We start from the raw sequence: 16762 nt of genomic DNA, 5'->3' as shown, positions 1-16762 counted from the left end.
ACTGCATCCACCGTTGCGCCCACGCCACCCTCCAAAGCCCGTGACCGCCGGACTTTAGCAGGTCGCGCCCAGTGCCCCGCGCCGCGGCGACCGGCGCCTCAGCCCACCTGCACCCGCGCGTTGCGGAACATCCGCAGCCACGGCGAATCCTCGCCCCAATCCGCCGGCGCCCAGCTCAGGTTGGCGGTGCGCAGCGTGCGTTCGGGGTGCGGCATGAGGATGGTCACCCGGCCATCTTCGCTGGACAGGCCGGCGATGCCGTCGGTGGAGCCGTTCGGGTTGGACGGGTAGAGCCGGGCGGGCGTCCCGTCGCCTTCCACGTAGCGCAGGGCGACGCGCGCGGCGACCGGGTCGCCGGCGCCGTCGAACACCGCCCGGCCTTCGCCGTGGGACACCGCGACCGGGATCCGCGAGCCCGCCATCCCGCGCAGGAAGATCGAAGGCGACTCGACGATTTCGAGCAGGCCCAGGCGCGCCTCGAACTGCTCGCTGCGGTTGCGCAGGAAGCGCGGCCAGTGCTGCGCGCCGGGAATGATCGGCTTGAGCTGGCTCAGCATCTGGCAGCCGTTGCACACGCCCAGCGCGAAGCTGTCGCCTCGCCCGAAGAAGGCCTCGAACGCCTCTCGCAGCGCGGGACGTTCAAGGATCGAGGTCGCCCATCCACGGCCCGCACCCAGCACGTCGCCGTAGCTGAAGCCACCGCACGCGGCCAGCCCGGCGAAGCCCTCGAGCGTGACGCGGCCGGCGACCAGGTCGCTCATGTGCACGTCGAACGCCTCGAAGCCGGCGCGATCGAACGCCGCGGCCATCTCGACCTGCCCGTTGACGCCCTGCTCGCGCAGGATCGCCACCTTCGGCCGGGCACCGCCGATGTGGACGGTACCGGCGATGAAGGGCGCGGCGATGTCCTCGTCCGGGTCGAAGGCCAGCCTGGGCACCAGCCCGGGCGCATTGAAGTCGCGCGCACTGGCGCGCTCCTCGTCGGCGCATTCGGGGTTGTCACGCATGCGCTGCATCGCGTGGGTGGTCGACCACCAGGCATCGAACAGCGCATCCCAGCGCCATTGCGCCAGCACGTTGCCGTCGTGCAGCACGCGGATGGAGGCGGCCGCGTCCGGGCCGTGTGCGCGGCTGGCGACCGGGCGTGCGATCCGCTGCGCGCAGTCGATCAGGCCGTGCCGGGCCACCAGGTCGGCGAACGCGGCGCGGTCCTCGCCCCTCACCTGCACCACTGCACCCAGTTCCTCGTTGAACAGCGTGCGGAACGGGTCCTCCGCCCAGCCATCCAGGCTGATGTCCAGGCCCATGCGCGAGCAGAAGGCCATCTCGCACAGGGTGGCGAACGCGCCGCCGTCGGAACGGTCGTGGTAGGCCCGCAGCAGGCCCGCCTCGCGCGCATCCCGGATCAGCTCGAAGAAGTCGCGCAGGCGCTGCGGGTGGTCCAGGTCGGGCACGCCACTGGTGGCGCTCCCGTCGTCTGACGGCTGCCCGGCGAACGCCGGCAGCGCGCCCTCGCTGGCGACCGCGTCTGGGTGGCACTGGGCCAGCACCGAGCCCCCCAGCCGCTGCTTGCCCGCGCCCAGGCCGATCAGCCACAGCTCCGATTCCTCGTCGCGCTCGAGCAGCGGGGTCAACTGCGCGCGCACGTCGACCACCGGCGCGAACGCGCTGACGATCAACGACACCGGCGAGACCGACTTGTGCGCCTCGCCGTCAACCTGCCACTGCGCTTGCATGGACAGCGAGTCCTTGCCGACCGGGATGCTGAGGTCCAGCTCCGGGCACAGTTCGATCGCCACTGCCCGCACCGCGTCGAACAGGCGCGCGTCCTCGCCGTCGTGGCCGGCCGCGGCCATCCAGTTGGCGGACAGCTTGATGCGGTCCAGCGACTCCACGGGCGCCGCGCACAGGTTGGTGATCGCCTCGCCCACCGCCATGCGTGCGGCGGCGGGGGCATCCAGCAGCGCCAACGGGGTGCGCTCGCCGATCGCCATCGCCTCGCCGGTGAAGCCGTCGAAACCGGTGAAGGTGATGGCGCAGTCCGCCACCGGCACCTGCCACGGGCCGACCATCTGGTCGCGTGCGGTCAGCCCGCCGACGCTGCGGTCGCCGATGGTGATGAGGAACTGCTTGGCCGCCACCGTCGGGTGCGCCAGCACGCGCAACGCCGCGTCGTGCAGGTCCAGCCCGTCCCAGCGCAACGCCGGCCACGGCGCTTCGCCCGGGCGCCGGGTGTCGCGGTGCATCTTGGGCGGCTTGCCGAAGAGCAGGTCCATCGGCAGGTCGATGGGGTGGGGATGACCTACTGGCGCGGCATCGCCGCGCGGGTCCTCCGAACGCCCGGCGTGCTGCGCCGGGCCGGGTCGACCGGCAGTCACGCTGCCGGACGAAGCGGCATCGCCGTCCCCGCGGACGCTTTCGACCGTCGCGCCGTACCCCACCACCAGCCGCTCCGCCGCGGTGGCATGGCCGACCACGGCGAACGGGCAGCGCTCGCGCTCGCAGATCGCGGCGAACTCCTCCAACCGGTCGGTCGGTACGCCCAACACGTAGCGCTCCTGCGACTCGTTGCACCACAGCTGCATCGGCGACAGCGAGGGGTCGTCGCTGGGCACGCGGCCCAGGTCGATCACCCCGCCCAGGCCGGAGTCGTGCAGCAGCTCCGGGATCGCGTTCGACAGTCCACCCGCGCCGACGTCGTGCGCGGTGGCGACCGGGTTGCCGGCGCCCAGCGCCACGCAGCGGTCGATGACCTCCTGGCAGCGGCGCTCCATCTCCGGGTTGTCACGCTGGACGCTGGCGAAATCCAGGTCTTCGGCGCTCTCGCCGGAGGCCACCGAACTTGCCGCGCCGCCGCCCAGGCCGATCAGCATCCCCGGCCCGCCCAGCACCACCACCGCGTCGCCGGGTTTCATGCCGAGTTTCTCGACCTGGCCACGATCCATCGCACCCAGGCCGCCGGCCAGCATGATCGGCTTGTCGTAGGCGCGCGCATGGGCGCCTTCGTCCAGCTCGAAGCTGCGGAAATAGCCGGCCAGGTTGGGTCGGCCGAATTCGTTGTTGAACGCGGCCGCGCCGATCGGGCCCTCGAGCATGATCTCCAGCGCGGGCGCCATCCGCGGGTTCAGCGTGCGCGGCGCCTCCCACGGCTGCGGCAGGGTGGGGATGCGCAGGTGCGAGACCGAGAACCCGCACAGGCCCATCTTCGGCTTGCCGCCGCGCCCGGTCGCGCCCTCGTCGCGGATCTCGCCGCCCGAGCCGGTCGCGGCCCCGGGGAACGGGGCGATCGCGGTCGGATGGTTGTGGGTCTCCACCTTGATGCAGAACGCCGAGTCGATCTCCGCCTCGGAGCGATAGGCGCCGGTGGCCGGATCCGGGCGGAACCGCCGACCCGGATACCCCGCCACCACCGCGGCGTTGTCGCTGTAGGCCGACAACGTGTGCTCGGGCGTCTGCTGGTGGGTGTGCTTGATCATCCCGAACAGCGACTGCGGACGGCCGTGGGACAGCATGTCGCGGCCGTCGATGGTCCACGACGCGTTGAAGATCTTGTGCCGGCAGTGCTCTGAATTGGCCTGCGCGAACATCATCAGCTCGACGTCCGACGGCTGCCGGTCGAGCGCGGCGTAGCGCTCGCGCAGGTAGGCGATCTCGTCGTCGGCCAGTGCCAGGCCCAGGCGGGCGTTGGCGGCGTCCAGGTCGGCCAGCGCGATGCGTTCCAGCTGCCCGCGCGGGGGCGTGGCGAACAGCGCGGCGCCGGCGCTCGCGTCGTCCAGCAGCGACTCGGTCATCGGGTCGTGCAACACCTTGTCCACCGCCGCCTGCACCGCCGGGTCGGCCGGCCAGCCGGCCAGGTCGAAGCGCAGGCCGCGTTCGACCCGCTTCACCGCCAGGCGCGCGCCATGCAACAGCTCGGTGGCCTTGCTGGCCCATGGCGACAGCGTGCCCAGCCTGGGCGCAACCAAGCGCGACACAGCGCCTTCGACCCGGGCGGCATGCGCGGCGCCGGCCTGGAGGATGCGCTGCAGCGCCTCGCCGTCGGGCGCGGCGCCGGGCTCGGGCTCGACCCAGTACACGGGCCAGGCATCGAGCAGTCGCAGGTCGGGGTGGAGGGCAGCGAGGCGGGACTGGAGGCGTTCGCGGCGGAACGCGGACAGGGCGGAGGCGCCCTCGAGGACGATCATGTCCGGGAAACCGGGTGTCGACGGGCCGGCTATTGTAGCGGAGGGGGCGGTGCAGGCCGGTGCCCGGCAGCGGCGGCGCTCGATGCCGCCCGCCGTACGGCGCAGGGGCCCGTCCGGCGGACCCGGGTGCGACGACGCCCTGCCTCAGCCCGCCGGTGGCGCCGCGCCGGCCTTGAGCTCGTCCAGCGCCTGGCGCAACGCCGCAGGCGGCACGTAGCCGCCCATCTGCGTGCCGTCCTCGGCCAGGATCATCGGGGTTCCGGTCAGGCCCACGCGGCGACCGATGTCGTACTGCATGTTGACGGTGGTGGTGCAATCACGCTGCGGGACGCGCTTTTCGTTCTTGGCGTCGGTCATCGCCTTGCGGCGGTCGTCCGCACACCACACCGAGACCATCTTCTTGTAGTCCTCGCTGCCCAGTCCCATGCGCGGGAAGGCCAGGTACTCGATGGCGATGCCCTGGCGGTTGTACTCGGCCATCTCGCTGTGCAGCTTGCGGCAGTAGCCGCATTCCACGTCGGTGAACACGGTGACGGTGTGCACCGGGTTGGCCGGGGCGAACACGATGCGCTCGGTGGCCGGGATCTTCGCCAGCAGGTCGCGACGCATGCCCGCCAGCGCGGACTCGGTCAGGTTGCGCTTGGCGTGCGCGTCGTACAGCGCGCCGCCGCTGCCGGGCAGGAACAGATAGCGCCCGTCGTCGCTGACGTACACCACCTGGCCGCCGACCACGGCTTGACGGAAGCCGGGCATGGGCGCGGCGGCGACGCGCTCCACCGGGATGTCCGGGTTCAGCGCGCGGATCGCCTCCAGCGCGCGCGCCTCCGGGGTGCCCGCGGCGGGGGTGGGGCCAGCCGGAGGGTTCTGTGCGGGCGCCGTGGCCGCCGCTTCGGCGCCTGCCTGCGCATCCGGGGCCTGGGTATCCGGGGCCTGGGCACAGGCGGAAAGGCTGATCGCGCTGAACGCAAGGAGGAGCAAACGCTTCATCGGGACTTCCTGGGCTGCGGCGCGGCCGCGACGGTGGATCGGCCGGCGATTGTGGCATGCGGCACATACGGCAGCCGGAACGGGGCGTGAGCGAGGGCGCGGCCCTTGTAGGAGCGGCTTCAGCCGCGAACCGCGCATGCAGGCAACGTCGGTGTGTCGACCCACTTGTGGGACGCGGTCGCGACTCACGTCGCTCCTACAGTGGAGGTCCATCGCGGCTGAAGCCGCTCCTGCCCTTAGTTTGGCGACCGCTCCCCCGATGCCCCCCGGATCGTTGCGGGCTCGCGCGTTGCGCTCACCTCGCAACCCCGGCCCGGCGCAGCGCGCCGGGCGTTCGGGGCGGGCGCGAGCCGGTGGCTCGCAAGCGCCCGCCCCTCACCCCCTGGGATGGTGGCGGGCGTGCAGCTGCTTGAGCTGCTCGCGGGCGACCAGGGTGTAGATCTGGGTGGTCGACAACGAGCTGTGGCCCAGCAGCATCTGCAGCGCGCGCAGGTCGGCCCCGTGGTTGAGCAGGTGGGTGGCGAAACTGTGCCGCAGGCCATGGGGGCTAATGCGCCGGGGGTCGATCCCGGCAACGGCGGCGTGGCGCTTGACCACCCGCCAGAACTGCTGCCGGGTCGGCGCTTCGGCCGCCGGGGTGAGGAACAGCGGCGCCGCCGCGCGCGTCCCCGCCAGCGCCGGACGTGCATGCGCCAGGTAGCGCTCCAGCCAGTGGCGGGCCTCCTCGCCCAGCGGTACCAGCCGCTCGCGCCCGCCCTTGCCGACCACCCGCAATACGCCCTGGCGCAGGTTGACCCCGGTGGCCGGCAGGCCCACCAGTTCGCTCACGCGCAGCCCGCAGGCATACATCAGCTCCAGCATCGCGCGGTCTCGCAGGCCGTCGGGGGTGGAATCGTCGGGCGCCGCCAGCAGCGCCTCGATCTCGCTCTCGGGCAGCGCCTTGGGCAGCGACCGCGGCAGCTTGGGCGGCTGCAGCAGCGCGGTCGGGTCGTCCCGGCGCCGGCCGTGGCGCAGCGTCCAGCCGAAGAATGCGCGCAGGGCCGAGAGCAGGCGTGCATTGCTGCGCGCCGAATAGTCCTGCTGCGCGCGCCATGCCAGGTAGTCGAAGAGTGCGGCGCGGTCGGCGTCGGCCAGCCACGTTCCGCGCGGTCGGAGCCAGCGGGCAGCGCCTTCAAGGTCGCGCCGGTAACTGTCCAGCGTCGGGCGGGCCAGGCCGTGCTCGGCCCATATCGCATCAAGGAACCCGGCGATGTCGCGGTCGTCTGCATCCGCCAGGGGCGGTTGCGCCATCGCCAGTTGCCGGCGGTGCGCGGGCGTGCGGGGGCGCTCGGTCATGGGTCCGAGCTTAGCGACTATCCTTTCGCGATGGCCTCCGACCCTCCGTTGCACGCATCCGCGCCGCCCGCACCCCCCCTCGTCGGCTGGCGCCTGCTGGCCTTGCTGTACGACCTGTTCCCGGCCCTGGCGCTGTGGTTCCTGGTGGGCGCGATCGGGCTGCAACTGCGGGGCGGCGAGCCGGTGCACGCCGATACGCCGGCCGGTTGGCTGGAGCTGCTCGCGCTGTGGGGCATCACCGGTACGTACGCGGTTGCCAGCTGGCGGCGCGGCGGGCAGACACTGGGCATGCGACCGTGGCGGCTGCAGGTGCTCGGCGCGGGGGGCGCCGCCGCGGGGACGCCTGGACTGGCGGTGCGCTATGCGGTCGGCACGCTGTCGCTGCTGCTGGCGGGGGCCGGGTTCTGGTGGGCGTGGATCGACCGCGACCGCCTCACGTGGCACGACCGCGCCAGCGGCACCCGGCTGGCGAGGCTGCCGCCGCGCCCGTGACCCCGATATGTCCGGGTCAGCCCGAGCGCCTGCGGAACAGGAACGCCGACACCATCAACATGATCGCCGTGGGCAGCGCATAGGCGAGGCGGTAGTCGAACTTGTACACGCTGGCCAACTGCACGAACTGCGTCTGCAGCAGCCAGAAGCCCAGCGAGAACACGATGCCGATGAACAGCCGCCGGCCCATCCCGCCGCTGCGCAGGGAGCCGAAGGCGAACGGGATCGCTGCCAGGCACAGCGCCAGCACGTTGATCGGATAGAACCAGCGGCCCCAGTAATGCTCCTGGTACTCGCTGGCGTCGAGCTGGTTGCGCTGGCGGTAGGCCACCGCCGCGCGCAGCTCCTGGGCCGACAGATAACGCGGGCGGTCGATGTCGGCGCTCAACGCGGTGGCATCAAGCTGCGATTCCCAACGCTCCTCCTCGACCTCGGCCTGGGTAACCGAGCGCGCGTCGAAGAAGGTGCGGGTGACGTTGCGCAGCCGCCAGCCACCGGGGCGGTGCTCGGCAACGCGGGCCAACGCCAGCGACTCCAGCCGGCCATCGGGGGCGAACTCGTACAGCCGCACGTCCTGCAACTCCAGCCAGCGGTCCTCGCCGTCGTCGCGTTCTTCGCCGCCCCGCGCATTGAGGATGGTGTTGCCCTCGCGCGCCCAGACACCCGAGTAGCGCGCCACGATCATGTCGTTGGAACGCGAGGATGCCTTCAGCGCATCGGCCTGGCGCTGGCCCCACGGGCCCAGGGTCTCGCCATTGATGGACATCAGCGCGGTGAACACCGCTACCGCGCCGATCACCGCCACGCCCAGCCGGCGTCGCGAAAGACCGATCGCGCGCAGCGCGGTCAGCTCGGACGTGGCGGCCAACTGCCCCAGCGCCATCAGCGAGCCGATCACCGCCGCATACGGAAACAGGTAGTGCGCGCGCCGGGGCACCGTGTAGGCCACGTAGGTCAGCGCATCGACCACGTCGTACCGGCCCTGGCCCACGTCGCCCAGCTCCGACACCAGCGCCAGCATCGCGTCCAGGCCCAGCAGCACGCCCCAGGTCAGCAGCAGCGTGCCCAGCACGGCACGGCCGACGTAGAGGTCGTGGATCCTGGGGAACGGCATCATGCGAGCACCCTGCGGACCCGGCCCATCCGGCCATCCCCGGCGTACAGCCAGATGCCCGCCGCCAGCAGCGGCAGCACCAGCCACCACAGGCCGGCCGCCGGTGGCAGGCGCCCCTCCTCCAGCCAGCCGGTGCCGACCAGCATCAGGTTCATGCCGATCAGGTAGGTCAGGAAGCCCATGACCATGCGCCCGTAGCGCGCCTGGCGCGGGGTGCTGCGTGCCAGCGGGATCGCCATCAGCGCGAAGGCGAGCGCCAGCAATGGCGGCGCGATGCGGCGGTGCAGCTGCGCCTGCGCCTGCGGTCGCGGGTCGCCCAGCAGTGCCGGGGTGGACAGGACTTCGGGGTGGTTGGGGTCCTGGTTGCGCTCGCCGACCGGCATCAGGATCTCGTTGCTGGCGTAGCGCATCAACCGCCAGTCCAGCGCCTTGGCATCCAGCGGCCCCTCCACCTGGAAGCCGTCATTGAGCACCAGGTAGCGCTGCCCGTCCTCGCCCAGCGCGAGCTCGCCGTGGTTGGAGGTGGTGATGTCCATCCGCTCGCCTTCCTGCCGGTACACGAACACGCGCTGGAAGCGACTGCCGTCGTTGGACATGTTGCCGACGAAGATCACCCCACCGCCGCCGGGGATCTCGGTGAAACTGCCCGGCTGCAGGCCGGCGACGATCAGGTTGCGGTGGGCCTCGGCGATCATCTCGCGCGAGGTCCGCTCGGCCAGCGGGCCCAGCCACAGCGAGCAGGCAGCGATCACCAGCGCCATCGGCAGCGCCAGCAGCATCAGTGGCCGCAGCAGGCGGCGCGGGCCGACGCCGATCGAGGCGATCACCGGCATCTCGGAATCCCGGTACAGCCGCCCCATTGCCAGCATCAGGCCCAGCATCAGCCCCAGCGGCAGGATCAGCGGCAGCCAGTTGAGCAGCACCAGCCCCAGCTGGGCGAGCATCATCCCCGCCGGCACCCGGCCGCGGGCGATGTCGCTGAGCACGTCGGTGAAGGCACCGCCCACGCACACGATCAGCAGCACCACGATCGTGGCGAAGGTGGACTGGGCGAATTCGCTCAGCAGGTAGCGATCGAGCTTGGGCATCGGGGGACTGGAAGGCGGCTGGAGCCGCGCTCTGGCGGGGCCTGGAGCGCAGGGCACGGTACGGGACGGCGCAGTGTACTGAATGTGCATGAGCGGGCTCTGACCCTGGACGCGGTGCCGCGTCGATGCGGTGCCCCGGGCACCCCGGGGGGCGTTGCTTTAGACTTGCAGGTTCGCCGGATGACCCGTCCGCGCGGCCTGCCAATGCCGCGCAGGCCGTGTCCGCCCGGCGGGCGCGGCCCGCAGTGGTCGCCGCCCCTATCCCCCTTTTCCTTTCGCTTCGGGAACCGCTCCATGGCCCTCCAGTTCAAGCTCAGCTCCGCCGCCCCCACCGGCTTCGATTGCGATTGCGTCGTCGTCGGCGCATTCGCCGACGGCAGCCTCACCGACGCCGCCAGGGCGCTGGACGCGGCCAGCGATGGCCGCCTGGCCGCGCTGGTCAGCCGCGGCGACGCCAGTGGCAAGGCCGGCAAGACCGCGCTGCTGCACGACGTGCCCGGTGTTTCCGCGCCGCGCGTACTGGTGGTGGGGCTGGGCGAGGCCGGCAAGTTCGGCGTGCCGCAGTACCTCAAGGCGGTCGGCGATGCCGCCCGCGCGCTGAAGGCCGGTCCGGTCGAGCACGCCCTGCTGACCCTGGCGGCGGTGCCGGTCGAAGGCCGCGACAGCGCCTGGGCGGTCCGCCAGGCCGTCATCGCCGCCGACCACGCCTGCTACCGCTACACCGCCACCCTGGGCGAGAAGTCGCGCAGCAAGCTGGAGACGGGCCTGGCCACGCTGACCGTGCAGGGCGACGCCGAGACCGCGCTGGCCCAGGGCCAAGCGATCGCCGCCGGCGTGCAGTTCGCCCGCGAGCTCGGCCACCTGCCGCCCAACGTGTGCAATCCCGCCTACCTGGCCGCACAGGCGCAGGAGTTCTGCGGCCGCTTCGAAACCACCTCGTGCGAGGTGCTGGACGTGGCCGCGATGGAGGCGCTCGGCATGGGCGCGCTGCTGGCGGTGGGCCGCGGCTCGGCCAACGCGCCCAAGCTGATCGCCATGAAGTACACCGGTGCGGGCGATGCCAAGCCGTACGTGCTGGTCGGCAAGGGCATCACCTTCGACACCGGCGGCATCAACCTCAAGGTGCAGGGCGGCGTGGAGGAGATGAAGTTCGACATGTGCGGCGCGGCCACCGTCATGGGCACGTTCGTGTCGGCGGTCGGCATGAAGCTGCCGATCAACCTGGTGGTGGTGGTCCCGGCGGTGGAGAACATGCCCGACGCCGACGCCTACCGCCCCTCCGACGTCCTCACCAGCATGGCCGGCATCACCATCGAGGTCGGCAACACCGACGCCGAGGGCCGGTTGATCCTGTGCGATGCGCTGACCTGGTCGCGGAAGTTCGAGCCCGCGGCAGTGGTGGACGTGGCCACGCTCACCGGCGCCTGCATGGTTGCCCTTGGCAAGTACGCCTCGGGCCTGATGACCAAGCATGACGACCTGGCCACCGAGCTGACCGACGCCGGCGAGCACGTGTTCGACCGCGCCTGGCGCCTGCCGCTGTGGGACGAATACCAGCCGATGCTGGATTCGACCTACGCCGACGTCTACAACATCGGTGGCCGTTGGGCCGGTGCGATCACCGCCGGCTGCTTCCTTTCGCGCTTCACCGAAGGCCAGCGCTGGGCGCACCTGGACATTGCCGGCTCGGCCAGCGACGAAGGCAAGCGCGGCATGGCCACCGGCCGTCCTGTGGGCCTGCTGAGCCAGTGGCTGATTGATCGGGCAGGCAGCTGAGAGAAGGTGCAGGAAAACAGGAACAAACAATAGGGAACAGGGACTGGCGAATGGTTGCACGCTGACGCGCTGGCCCGTGCCAAACCGGCTCCCGTTCCCCCGTTCTCCAATCCCATTCCCACCCCGCCCCCACCCCCCATGCGCGCCGACTTCTACCTGATCACCAAACCGCGATTCCGCGAGCAGCCGCTGCTGCTGGTGTGCGAACTGGCGCGCAAGGCGTGTGACGCCGGGCAGCCGACGTTGCTGCTGGCGCGCGACCAGGCCCAGGCCGAGCAACTGGACGACCTGCTGTGGTCCTTCGACCCGGATGCATTCATTCCGCACCAGATCACCGGCGCGGACGAGGACGAGGACGAAGCCTCGGTACTGATCGCCGCACCCGAGCACGACCCGCCGATGCGCCCGCTGGTGATCAACCTGCGCGATGAACCGGTCGACGGCGCGTTCGAACGGGTGCTGGAAGTGGTCCCGGCGGACGAATCCGCCCGCGGCCCGTTGCGCGAGCGCTGGAAGCAGTACCAGGCGCGCGGCCTGGACCTGACCAAACACGACATGTAGCAAAGGCGGGAAGGAGCGCGGGGAAACGGGACTGCCAGCCGCCCGCCCACCGTTCCCCCTTCCCGGTTTCCCCTCCCCAGTTGCCTGCCCCCATGACCGACACCCTGTCCTCCAGCTACGACCCCACCCAGTTCGAAGCCCGCCTGTACCGGGAGTGGGAGGACAGTGGCGTGTTCCGGGCCAGTGGCACGGGCGAGCCCTACAGCATCCTGCTGCCGCCGCCCAACGTGACCGGCACCCTGCACATGGGCCACGCGTTCCAGCACACCCTGCAGGACGCGCTGGTCCGCTACCACCGCATGCTCGGCCGCGACACCCTGTGGCAGATGGGCACCGACCATGCCGGCATCGCCACGGAGATGGTGGTGGCCCGCAACCTCGCGCTCGAGGGCAAGGGCGAAACGCGCGACTCGCTGGGCCGCGACGGCTTCATCGAGAAGGTATGGGAGTGGAAGCAGCACTCCGGCGACACCATCGAGCGGCAGATGCGCCGCCTGGGCACGTCCGGTGACTGGAGCCGCAGCGTCTTCACCATGGACCCGATGGCCGCCGACGCCGTCATCGAGGCGTTTGTGCGCCTGCACGAGCAGGGCCTGGTGTACCGCGGCAAGCGACTGGTCAACTGGGATCCCGTGCTGAAGACGGCGATCTCCGACCTGGAAGTGGTCAGCGAGGAGGAGGACGGCTTCCTGTGGTCGATCAGCTACCCGCTGACCGACGGCAGCGGGACGCTGGTGGTGGCCACCACGCGCCCTGAAACCATGCTGGGCGACACCGCGGTGATGGTGCACCCCGAGGACGAGCGCTACGCGCACCTGGTCGGCCGGACCGTCACCCTGCCGCTGACCGGGCGCGTGATCCCGATCATCGCCGACGCCTACGTCGACCGCGAGTTCGGCACCGGCGTGGTCAAGGTCACCCCCGCGCACGACTTCAACGACTACCAGGTCGGCCAGCGCCACGCGCTGCCGCTGATCAACATCTTCACCCCTGACGCGGCCACCAACGACGAGGTGCCGGAGACGTACCGCGGCCTGGACCGTTACGAGGCGCGCAAGGCGGTGGTGGCCGACCTGGAGGCCGCGGGCCTGCTGGTGGAGATCAAGCCGCACAAGCTGCAGGTCCCGCGTGGCGACCGCACCGGCCAGGTGATCGAGCCCTACCTCACCGACCAGTGGTTCGTGAAGATGGACGGGCTGGCGGCGCGCGGCATGGAGCTGGTGTCCAACGGAGACGTGAAGTTCGTCCCGGCCAACTGGATCAATACCTACCGCCACTGGATGGAGAACATCCAGGACTGGTGCATCAGCCGCCAGCTGTGGTGGGGCCACCGGATCCCGGCGTGGTACGACGCCGACGGCAACATCCACGTCGGCCGCGACGAGGCCGACGCGCGCGCGCGGTCAGGACTGCCGGCCGATGCGCCGCTGACCCAGGACAGCGACGTGCTGGAGACCTGGTTCAGCGCGCAGCTGTTCCCGCTCAGCACCATGGGCTGGCCGAACCCGGAACTGATGCAGGAGCGCGGCTTCGACCGCTTCGTGCCGTCCTCGGTGCTGGTCACCGGCTTCGACATCATCTTCTTCTGGGTCGCACGGATGATCATGGCCAGCGACCATTTCGCCGGCCAGGTTCCCTTCAAGGACGTCTACATCACCGGGCTGGTGCGCGATGCGCATGGCCAGAAGATGTCCAAATCCAAGGGCAACATCCTCGACCCGCTGGACCTGATCGACGGCATCAGCCTGGAGGACCTGCTGGCCAAGCGCACCACCGGGCTGATGCAGCCGAAGATGGCCGAGAAGATCGCCAAGGCCACCCGCAAGGAATTCCCGGACGGGATCCCCGCCTTTGGCGCCGACGCGCTGCGCTTCACCATCGCCGCGCTGGCCGGGCACGGCCGTGATATCCGCTTCGACCTGGGCCGCGCGGAGGGCTACAAGAACTTCTGCAACAAGCTGTGGAATGCCAGCCGCTTCGTGTTGATGAACACCGAGGGCGCCCGTTTCGAGGGCACCCCGCAGCCGTGCACCGATGCCGAGCGCTGGATCCTCGCCCGCCTGGACGCCACCGCCGCCGAGGCCGCCCGGCATTTCGCCGACTACCGGTTCGACCTGCTCAGCCAGGCGCTGTACGAATTCGCCTGGAACGATTTCTGCGACTGGTTTGTCGAGCTGGCCAAGCCTGCGCTCAACGGAAACGATGCCGCGGCCGCCACCAGCACCCGCCACACCCTGCTGCACGTGCTCGAGCGCCTGCTCGCGCTGCTGCACCCGCTGGTGCCGTTCGTCACCGAGGAGCTGTGGCAGCAGGTGGCGCCGCGACTGGGCATCGGCCAGGACACCCTCATGCTCCGGGCCTACCCGCAGGCGGGCGACATCGACGTGTCGGGTTTCGCAGCCGCCACCGACGACGTGGAGTGGCTGAAGTCGATGGTCACCGCCCTGCGCCGGGTGCGCAGCGAGCTCAACGTGCCCCCGGCGCGCCAGGTCACGCTTCTGCTGGCCGGCGGCGACGCGGCAGACCGCGCGCGCGCGGGCCGCTTCGCCGGCTCGCTGCAGTTCCTCAACCGCCTCGAGACCATCGCCTGGCTGGACGATGCCGGCACGGCGCCGGCAGCGGCCACCGCAGTGGTCGGCGAACTGAGCCTGCTGGTGCCGCTGGACGGGCTGGTCGACCTCGAGGCCGAGCGCACGCGCCTGGACAAGGAACTGAAGAAGGTCGAGGCCGAGATCGGCAAGTGCCGCGGCAAGCTGGCCAGCGGGACCTTCGTGGAGAACGCGCCGCCCGCCGTGGTCGAACAGGAGCGCAAGCGCCTGGCCGACTGGTCCTCCCAGCTCGAGGCGCTGGCCGCGCAGCGCGCGAAGCTGGGCTGAGCGGGCTTCGCCCGCGAGCAGGGCGGCGTAAATGGGGGCCGGAGTGGGGGCGTCCCGGCCCTCCCGCCGGCCGGTGCTTCAGACCAGCTCGATCGCCATGACGATCGCGTCCTCGCGACCGTCGCGGGCGGGGTAATAGCGCGGCCGGCGCCCGATCTCGTTGAACCCTTCCTCGTGGTAGAGGCCGATCGCACCGCGGTTTGACGGACGCACCTCCAGGAACACCCGCTGCACCGCGCGTCCCCGCGCCAGGTGCAGGAACGCGCGCACCAGCTTCCTGCCCAGCCCACGGCCCTGGGCCTCCGGCGCCACGCAGACGTTCAGCACGTGCGCTTCGCCCGCCGCCAGGCTCAACAGGAAGTAGCCGAGGATGCGCCCGTCCTCGTGCAGTACCCAGGCCGGATAGTCCGCCCGCAGGCAGTCGCGGAAGATCCCCTGGGTCCATGGAAAGGGATAGGCGCGCACCTCGATCGCGTGCACCTCGTCCAGGTCCGCCTCGCGCATCGGCCGCAACATCGGGGCGGCCAGCACCATGTCGCTGGCCAGTGCGCTCACTTCGACCCCTGCCGGCGACGCGTCCGCAGCCGTTGCCACAGGGCGCGCTTGGCCCCGGCATCGCCGCGCAGCGCCGCGGTGTCCACGCCCAGCTCGGCCAGCATCCCCTCCGCCGCCCGCGCCGTGCGCTGTCCGGCCGCGCGCAGCAACGCACGGTGCAGCGTGCGAAGGCCCGCGGAGGGCGTCGTTGCCGCGGCGACCCGGGCAGAGGACTGCTCCGGTGCGGGCGCACGCGCCGGTGCCGGTTCCGGTGCTTGATGCGTCGGGCCCCTGGGGGCGGGCGTGGCGGCTTCCGCCCTCGGCGGACGCGCGGCGGGCAGGGGCGCCGGCGGCGGGCGTCCATCGCGCTGGCCCACACGGTCCGAGCCCGGTTGGGCTGCCTCGCGCTCGGCCGCGCCGAGTTCGTGCACGGCATGGCCCTGCACGAACACCGCGTGCCCCATCGCACGGAGCCACTCGCACTGCTGCGCGGTCCACGGCAGGCTCATGCGACCGGCTCGGCGGGCCTGCGCCGCAGCTTGCGGACCAGCCACGCCACCGGGCCGCTGGCGGCGTAGCCGGCGGTGGCCAGCAGCAGCACCGCCGGCGGATCGATGGCGACCGCCACCAGCGCCAACAGCACCGCCAGGATGGCCAGGAACGGCACCCGGTCGTGGCGCGCGCCCCCCTTGAAGCTGGAATAGCGCACCCGGCTGACCATCAGCAGCGCCGCCGCGACCGTCACCGCCAGCGCGACGTAGCGAAGCTCCTCGCCGGTGTAGCCCAGTTCGTGGCACAGCCAGACGAAACTCGCCACCAGTCCGGCAGCGGCAGGACTGGCCAGCCCGATGAACCAGCGCTTGTCCACCTGCGTGACCTGGGAGTTGAACCGCGCCAGCCGCAGCGCAGCACAGGCGGCGTACAGGAACGCGGCGACCCAGCCGACCTTGCCGGCGGTGGGCCCGTCGGCGGCCGTCGAGGCCAGCGCCCAGTGGTACATCACCAGCGCCGGCGCCAGTCCGAAGCTGATCAGGTCCGCCAGCGAGTCGTACTGCACCCCGAATTCGCTCTGGGTGTTGGTCAGCCGGGCCACCCGGCCATCCAGCCCGTCCAGCACGGCCGCCACGAACACCGCGATGCAGGCGTCGTCGAAACGCCCCTGGGTGGCGGCGATGATGGCGTAGAACCCGGCGAACAGGCCGCCGGTCGTGAACAGGTTGGGCAGCAGGTAAATGCTGCGGCCCCGGGGCCTGATCGTGTGCGATGGGTCCATGTTTCGAAGTGTAGCGCTTGCTTGCAGCCCCCCGGGGTGCTGCAATCGACCTCCTTGTACTGCCCGCGATACCGCCTGGAGCTGAGCATGGCCCGTCCCGCCGTCCATTCCGCACGCTGCACCGCCTCCCTGCTGGGAGCGGGCCTGCTGCTGGCACTGGCTGCCGCTCCCGCACTCTCCGGCGAGGTCTACAAGTGGAAGGACGCCCAGGGCGTCACCCACTACGCCGACGCCCCGCCGGCCGGCGGCAACTTCGAAAGCCGCGACATCCGCCATCGCCCGGGCATGCCCGCCCCGGCCAAGGCCGTGTCCGAGGCGCCCGCCGCCGACAGCCAGTGCGCGATCGCCCGCGCCAATCTCGAGATGCTTGCCGGAGAGGGTGCGGTCGGCATGGACAGCGACGGTGACGGCAAGCCCGACGCCGCGCTCAGCGCCGAGCAGCGCGCCGCGCAGCGCAATCTCGCCGAGGCTGCCATCCGCGCAAGCTGCAGCCAGGGCGCGACCCCCGACGCCTGACCGGCCGCGGCGCGCGACGAGCGCCC

Annotated in this window: 13 protein-coding genes; 5 read left to right on the top strand and 8 right to left on the bottom strand. The window is 71.4% G+C overall.

Features of this window, described 5'->3' with window-relative positions; all coding sequences use genetic code 11:
• Window positions 1-98: 98 nt before the first annotated feature.
• The 3 genes from purL to xerD all read right to left on the bottom strand — a co-directional run bounded on the left by purL (window position 99) and on the right by xerD (window position 6506).
• On the bottom strand, window positions 99-4184 hold the full coding sequence (gene purL / locus ACJQWL_RS06890) for a phosphoribosylformylglycinamidine synthase (RefSeq protein WP_330969650.1): 4086 nt from the start codon (window positions 4182-4184) through the stop codon (window positions 99-101).
• A gap of 144 nt (window positions 4185-4328) precedes the next feature.
• Complete coding sequence (locus ACJQWL_RS06885) at window positions 4329-5171, bottom strand: DsbC family protein (RefSeq protein WP_330969651.1); 843 nt, start codon at window positions 5169-5171, stop codon at window positions 4329-4331.
• 375 nt (window positions 5172-5546) lie between these two features.
• A complete protein-coding gene (gene xerD, locus ACJQWL_RS06880; RefSeq protein ID WP_330969872.1) occupies window positions 5547-6506 on the bottom strand; it encodes a site-specific tyrosine recombinase XerD in 960 nt (319 codons plus the stop codon).
• 30 nt (window positions 6507-6536) lie between these two features.
• Here xerD and ACJQWL_RS06875 point away from each other — a divergent pair, with 30 nt between their 5' ends.
• The gene (locus ACJQWL_RS06875) at window positions 6537-6998 is read left to right on the top strand and encodes an RDD family protein (protein WP_330969871.1); all 462 of its coding nucleotides are present in this window, start codon (window positions 6537-6539) and stop codon (window positions 6996-6998) included.
• A 16-nt stretch (window positions 6999-7014) separates the two neighbouring features.
• Here the strand turns inward: ACJQWL_RS06875 and lptG are convergent, their stop codons facing one another.
• Both lptG and lptF read right to left on the bottom strand, forming a co-directional pair.
• Entirely contained in the window at window positions 7015-8115 is a 1101-nt protein-coding gene (gene lptG, locus ACJQWL_RS06870; RefSeq protein ID WP_330969870.1) for an LPS export ABC transporter permease LptG, read from the bottom strand.
• Entirely contained in the window at window positions 8112-9200 is a 1089-nt protein-coding gene (lptF, locus tag ACJQWL_RS06865; protein ID WP_330969869.1) for an LPS export ABC transporter permease LptF, read from the bottom strand. Before lptF ends, lptG begins: the two co-directional genes overlap by 4 nt.
• Window positions 9201-9494: 294 nt before the next feature.
• Between lptF and ACJQWL_RS06860 the strand changes: the two genes are divergently transcribed.
• The 3 genes from ACJQWL_RS06860 (at window position 9495) to ACJQWL_RS06850 (ending at window position 14413) form a co-directional block, all read left to right on the top strand.
• A complete protein-coding gene (locus tag ACJQWL_RS06860) occupies window positions 9495-10976 on the top strand; it encodes a leucyl aminopeptidase (protein WP_330969868.1) in 1482 nt (493 codons plus the stop codon).
• A 138-nt stretch (window positions 10977-11114) separates the two neighbouring features.
• Window positions 11115-11537, top strand: coding sequence for a DNA polymerase III subunit chi (locus ACJQWL_RS06855; protein ID WP_330969867.1), 423 nt, complete (start codon window positions 11115-11117; stop codon window positions 11535-11537).
• A 92-nt stretch (window positions 11538-11629) separates the two neighbouring features.
• Window positions 11630-14413 carry a valine--tRNA ligase gene (locus ACJQWL_RS06850; protein ID WP_411300797.1) on the top strand — a complete coding sequence of 928 codons (2784 nt, stop codon included), beginning with the start codon at window positions 11630-11632 and terminating at the stop codon, window positions 14411-14413.
• A 78-nt stretch (window positions 14414-14491) separates the two neighbouring features.
• On the opposite strand, the gene rimI is transcribed toward ACJQWL_RS06850, so the two are convergent.
• Genes rimI through pssA form a run of 3 tightly spaced genes read right to left on the bottom strand, consistent with a single transcriptional unit; the run spans window position 14492 to window position 16220 of the window.
• Window positions 14492-14947 (bottom strand): ribosomal protein S18-alanine N-acetyltransferase, encoded by a 456-nt coding sequence (rimI, locus tag ACJQWL_RS06845; RefSeq protein WP_330969873.1) that lies wholly within the window; start codon window positions 14945-14947, stop codon window positions 14492-14494.
• A gap of 17 nt (window positions 14948-14964) precedes the next feature.
• Window positions 14965-15456 (bottom strand): hypothetical protein, encoded by a 492-nt coding sequence (locus tag ACJQWL_RS06840; RefSeq protein ID WP_411300796.1) that lies wholly within the window; start codon window positions 15454-15456, stop codon window positions 14965-14967.
• Complete coding sequence (gene pssA / locus ACJQWL_RS06835) at window positions 15453-16220, bottom strand: CDP-diacylglycerol--serine O-phosphatidyltransferase (protein ID WP_411300795.1); 768 nt, start codon at window positions 16218-16220, stop codon at window positions 15453-15455. The genes ACJQWL_RS06840 and pssA overlap by 4 nt, the downstream gene beginning before the upstream one ends.
• 87 nt (window positions 16221-16307) lie before the next feature.
• Between pssA and ACJQWL_RS06830 the strand changes: the two genes are divergently transcribed.
• Entirely contained in the window at window positions 16308-16736 is a 429-nt protein-coding gene (locus ACJQWL_RS06830; RefSeq protein ID WP_330968848.1) for a DUF4124 domain-containing protein, read from the top strand.
• Window positions 16737-16762: the final 26 nt, after the last annotated feature.

The sequence above is a fragment of the Novilysobacter viscosus genome (assembly GCF_046600715.1).
In the GTDB taxonomy this organism is placed as follows: domain Bacteria; phylum Pseudomonadota; class Gammaproteobacteria; order Xanthomonadales; family Xanthomonadaceae; genus Lysobacter_C; species Lysobacter_C viscosus.
The sequence above is the reverse complement of the archived record's forward strand: the minus strand, read 5'-3'. Positions and strand labels throughout refer to the sequence as shown.

Excerpts from the sequence above, each read along its gene's own strand:
- purL (WP_330969650.1), bottom strand. The coding sequence starts at position 4,184 with ATGATCGTCCTCGAGGGCGCCTCCGCCCTGTCCGCGTTCCGCCGCGAA.
- ACJQWL_RS06885 (WP_330969651.1), bottom strand. The coding sequence starts at position 5,171 with ATGAAGCGTTTGCTCCTCCTTGCGTTCAGCGCGATCAGCCTTTCCGCC.
- xerD (WP_330969872.1), bottom strand. The coding sequence starts at position 6,506 with ATGACCGAGCGCCCCCGCACGCCCGCGCACCGCCGGCAACTGGCGATG.
- ACJQWL_RS06875 (WP_330969871.1), top strand. The coding sequence starts at position 6,537 with ATGGCCTCCGACCCTCCGTTGCACGCATCCGCGCCGCCCGCACCCCCC.
- lptG (WP_330969870.1), bottom strand. The coding sequence starts at position 8,115 with ATGATGCCGTTCCCCAGGATCCACGACCTCTACGTCGGCCGTGCCGTG.
- lptF (WP_330969869.1), bottom strand. The coding sequence starts at position 9,200 with ATGCCCAAGCTCGATCGCTACCTGCTGAGCGAATTCGCCCAGTCCACC.
- ACJQWL_RS06860 (WP_330969868.1), top strand. The coding sequence starts at position 9,495 with ATGGCCCTCCAGTTCAAGCTCAGCTCCGCCGCCCCCACCGGCTTCGAT.
- ACJQWL_RS06855 (WP_330969867.1), top strand. The coding sequence starts at position 11,115 with ATGCGCGCCGACTTCTACCTGATCACCAAACCGCGATTCCGCGAGCAG.
- ACJQWL_RS06850 (WP_411300797.1), top strand. The coding sequence starts at position 11,630 with ATGACCGACACCCTGTCCTCCAGCTACGACCCCACCCAGTTCGAAGCC.
- rimI (WP_330969873.1), bottom strand. The coding sequence starts at position 14,947 with ATGGTGCTGGCCGCCCCGATGTTGCGGCCGATGCGCGAGGCGGACCTG.
- ACJQWL_RS06840 (WP_411300796.1), bottom strand. The coding sequence starts at position 15,456 with ATGAGCCTGCCGTGGACCGCGCAGCAGTGCGAGTGGCTCCGTGCGATG.
- pssA (WP_411300795.1), bottom strand. The coding sequence starts at position 16,220 with ATGGACCCATCGCACACGATCAGGCCCCGGGGCCGCAGCATTTACCTG.
- ACJQWL_RS06830 (WP_330968848.1), top strand. The coding sequence starts at position 16,308 with ATGGCCCGTCCCGCCGTCCATTCCGCACGCTGCACCGCCTCCCTGCTG.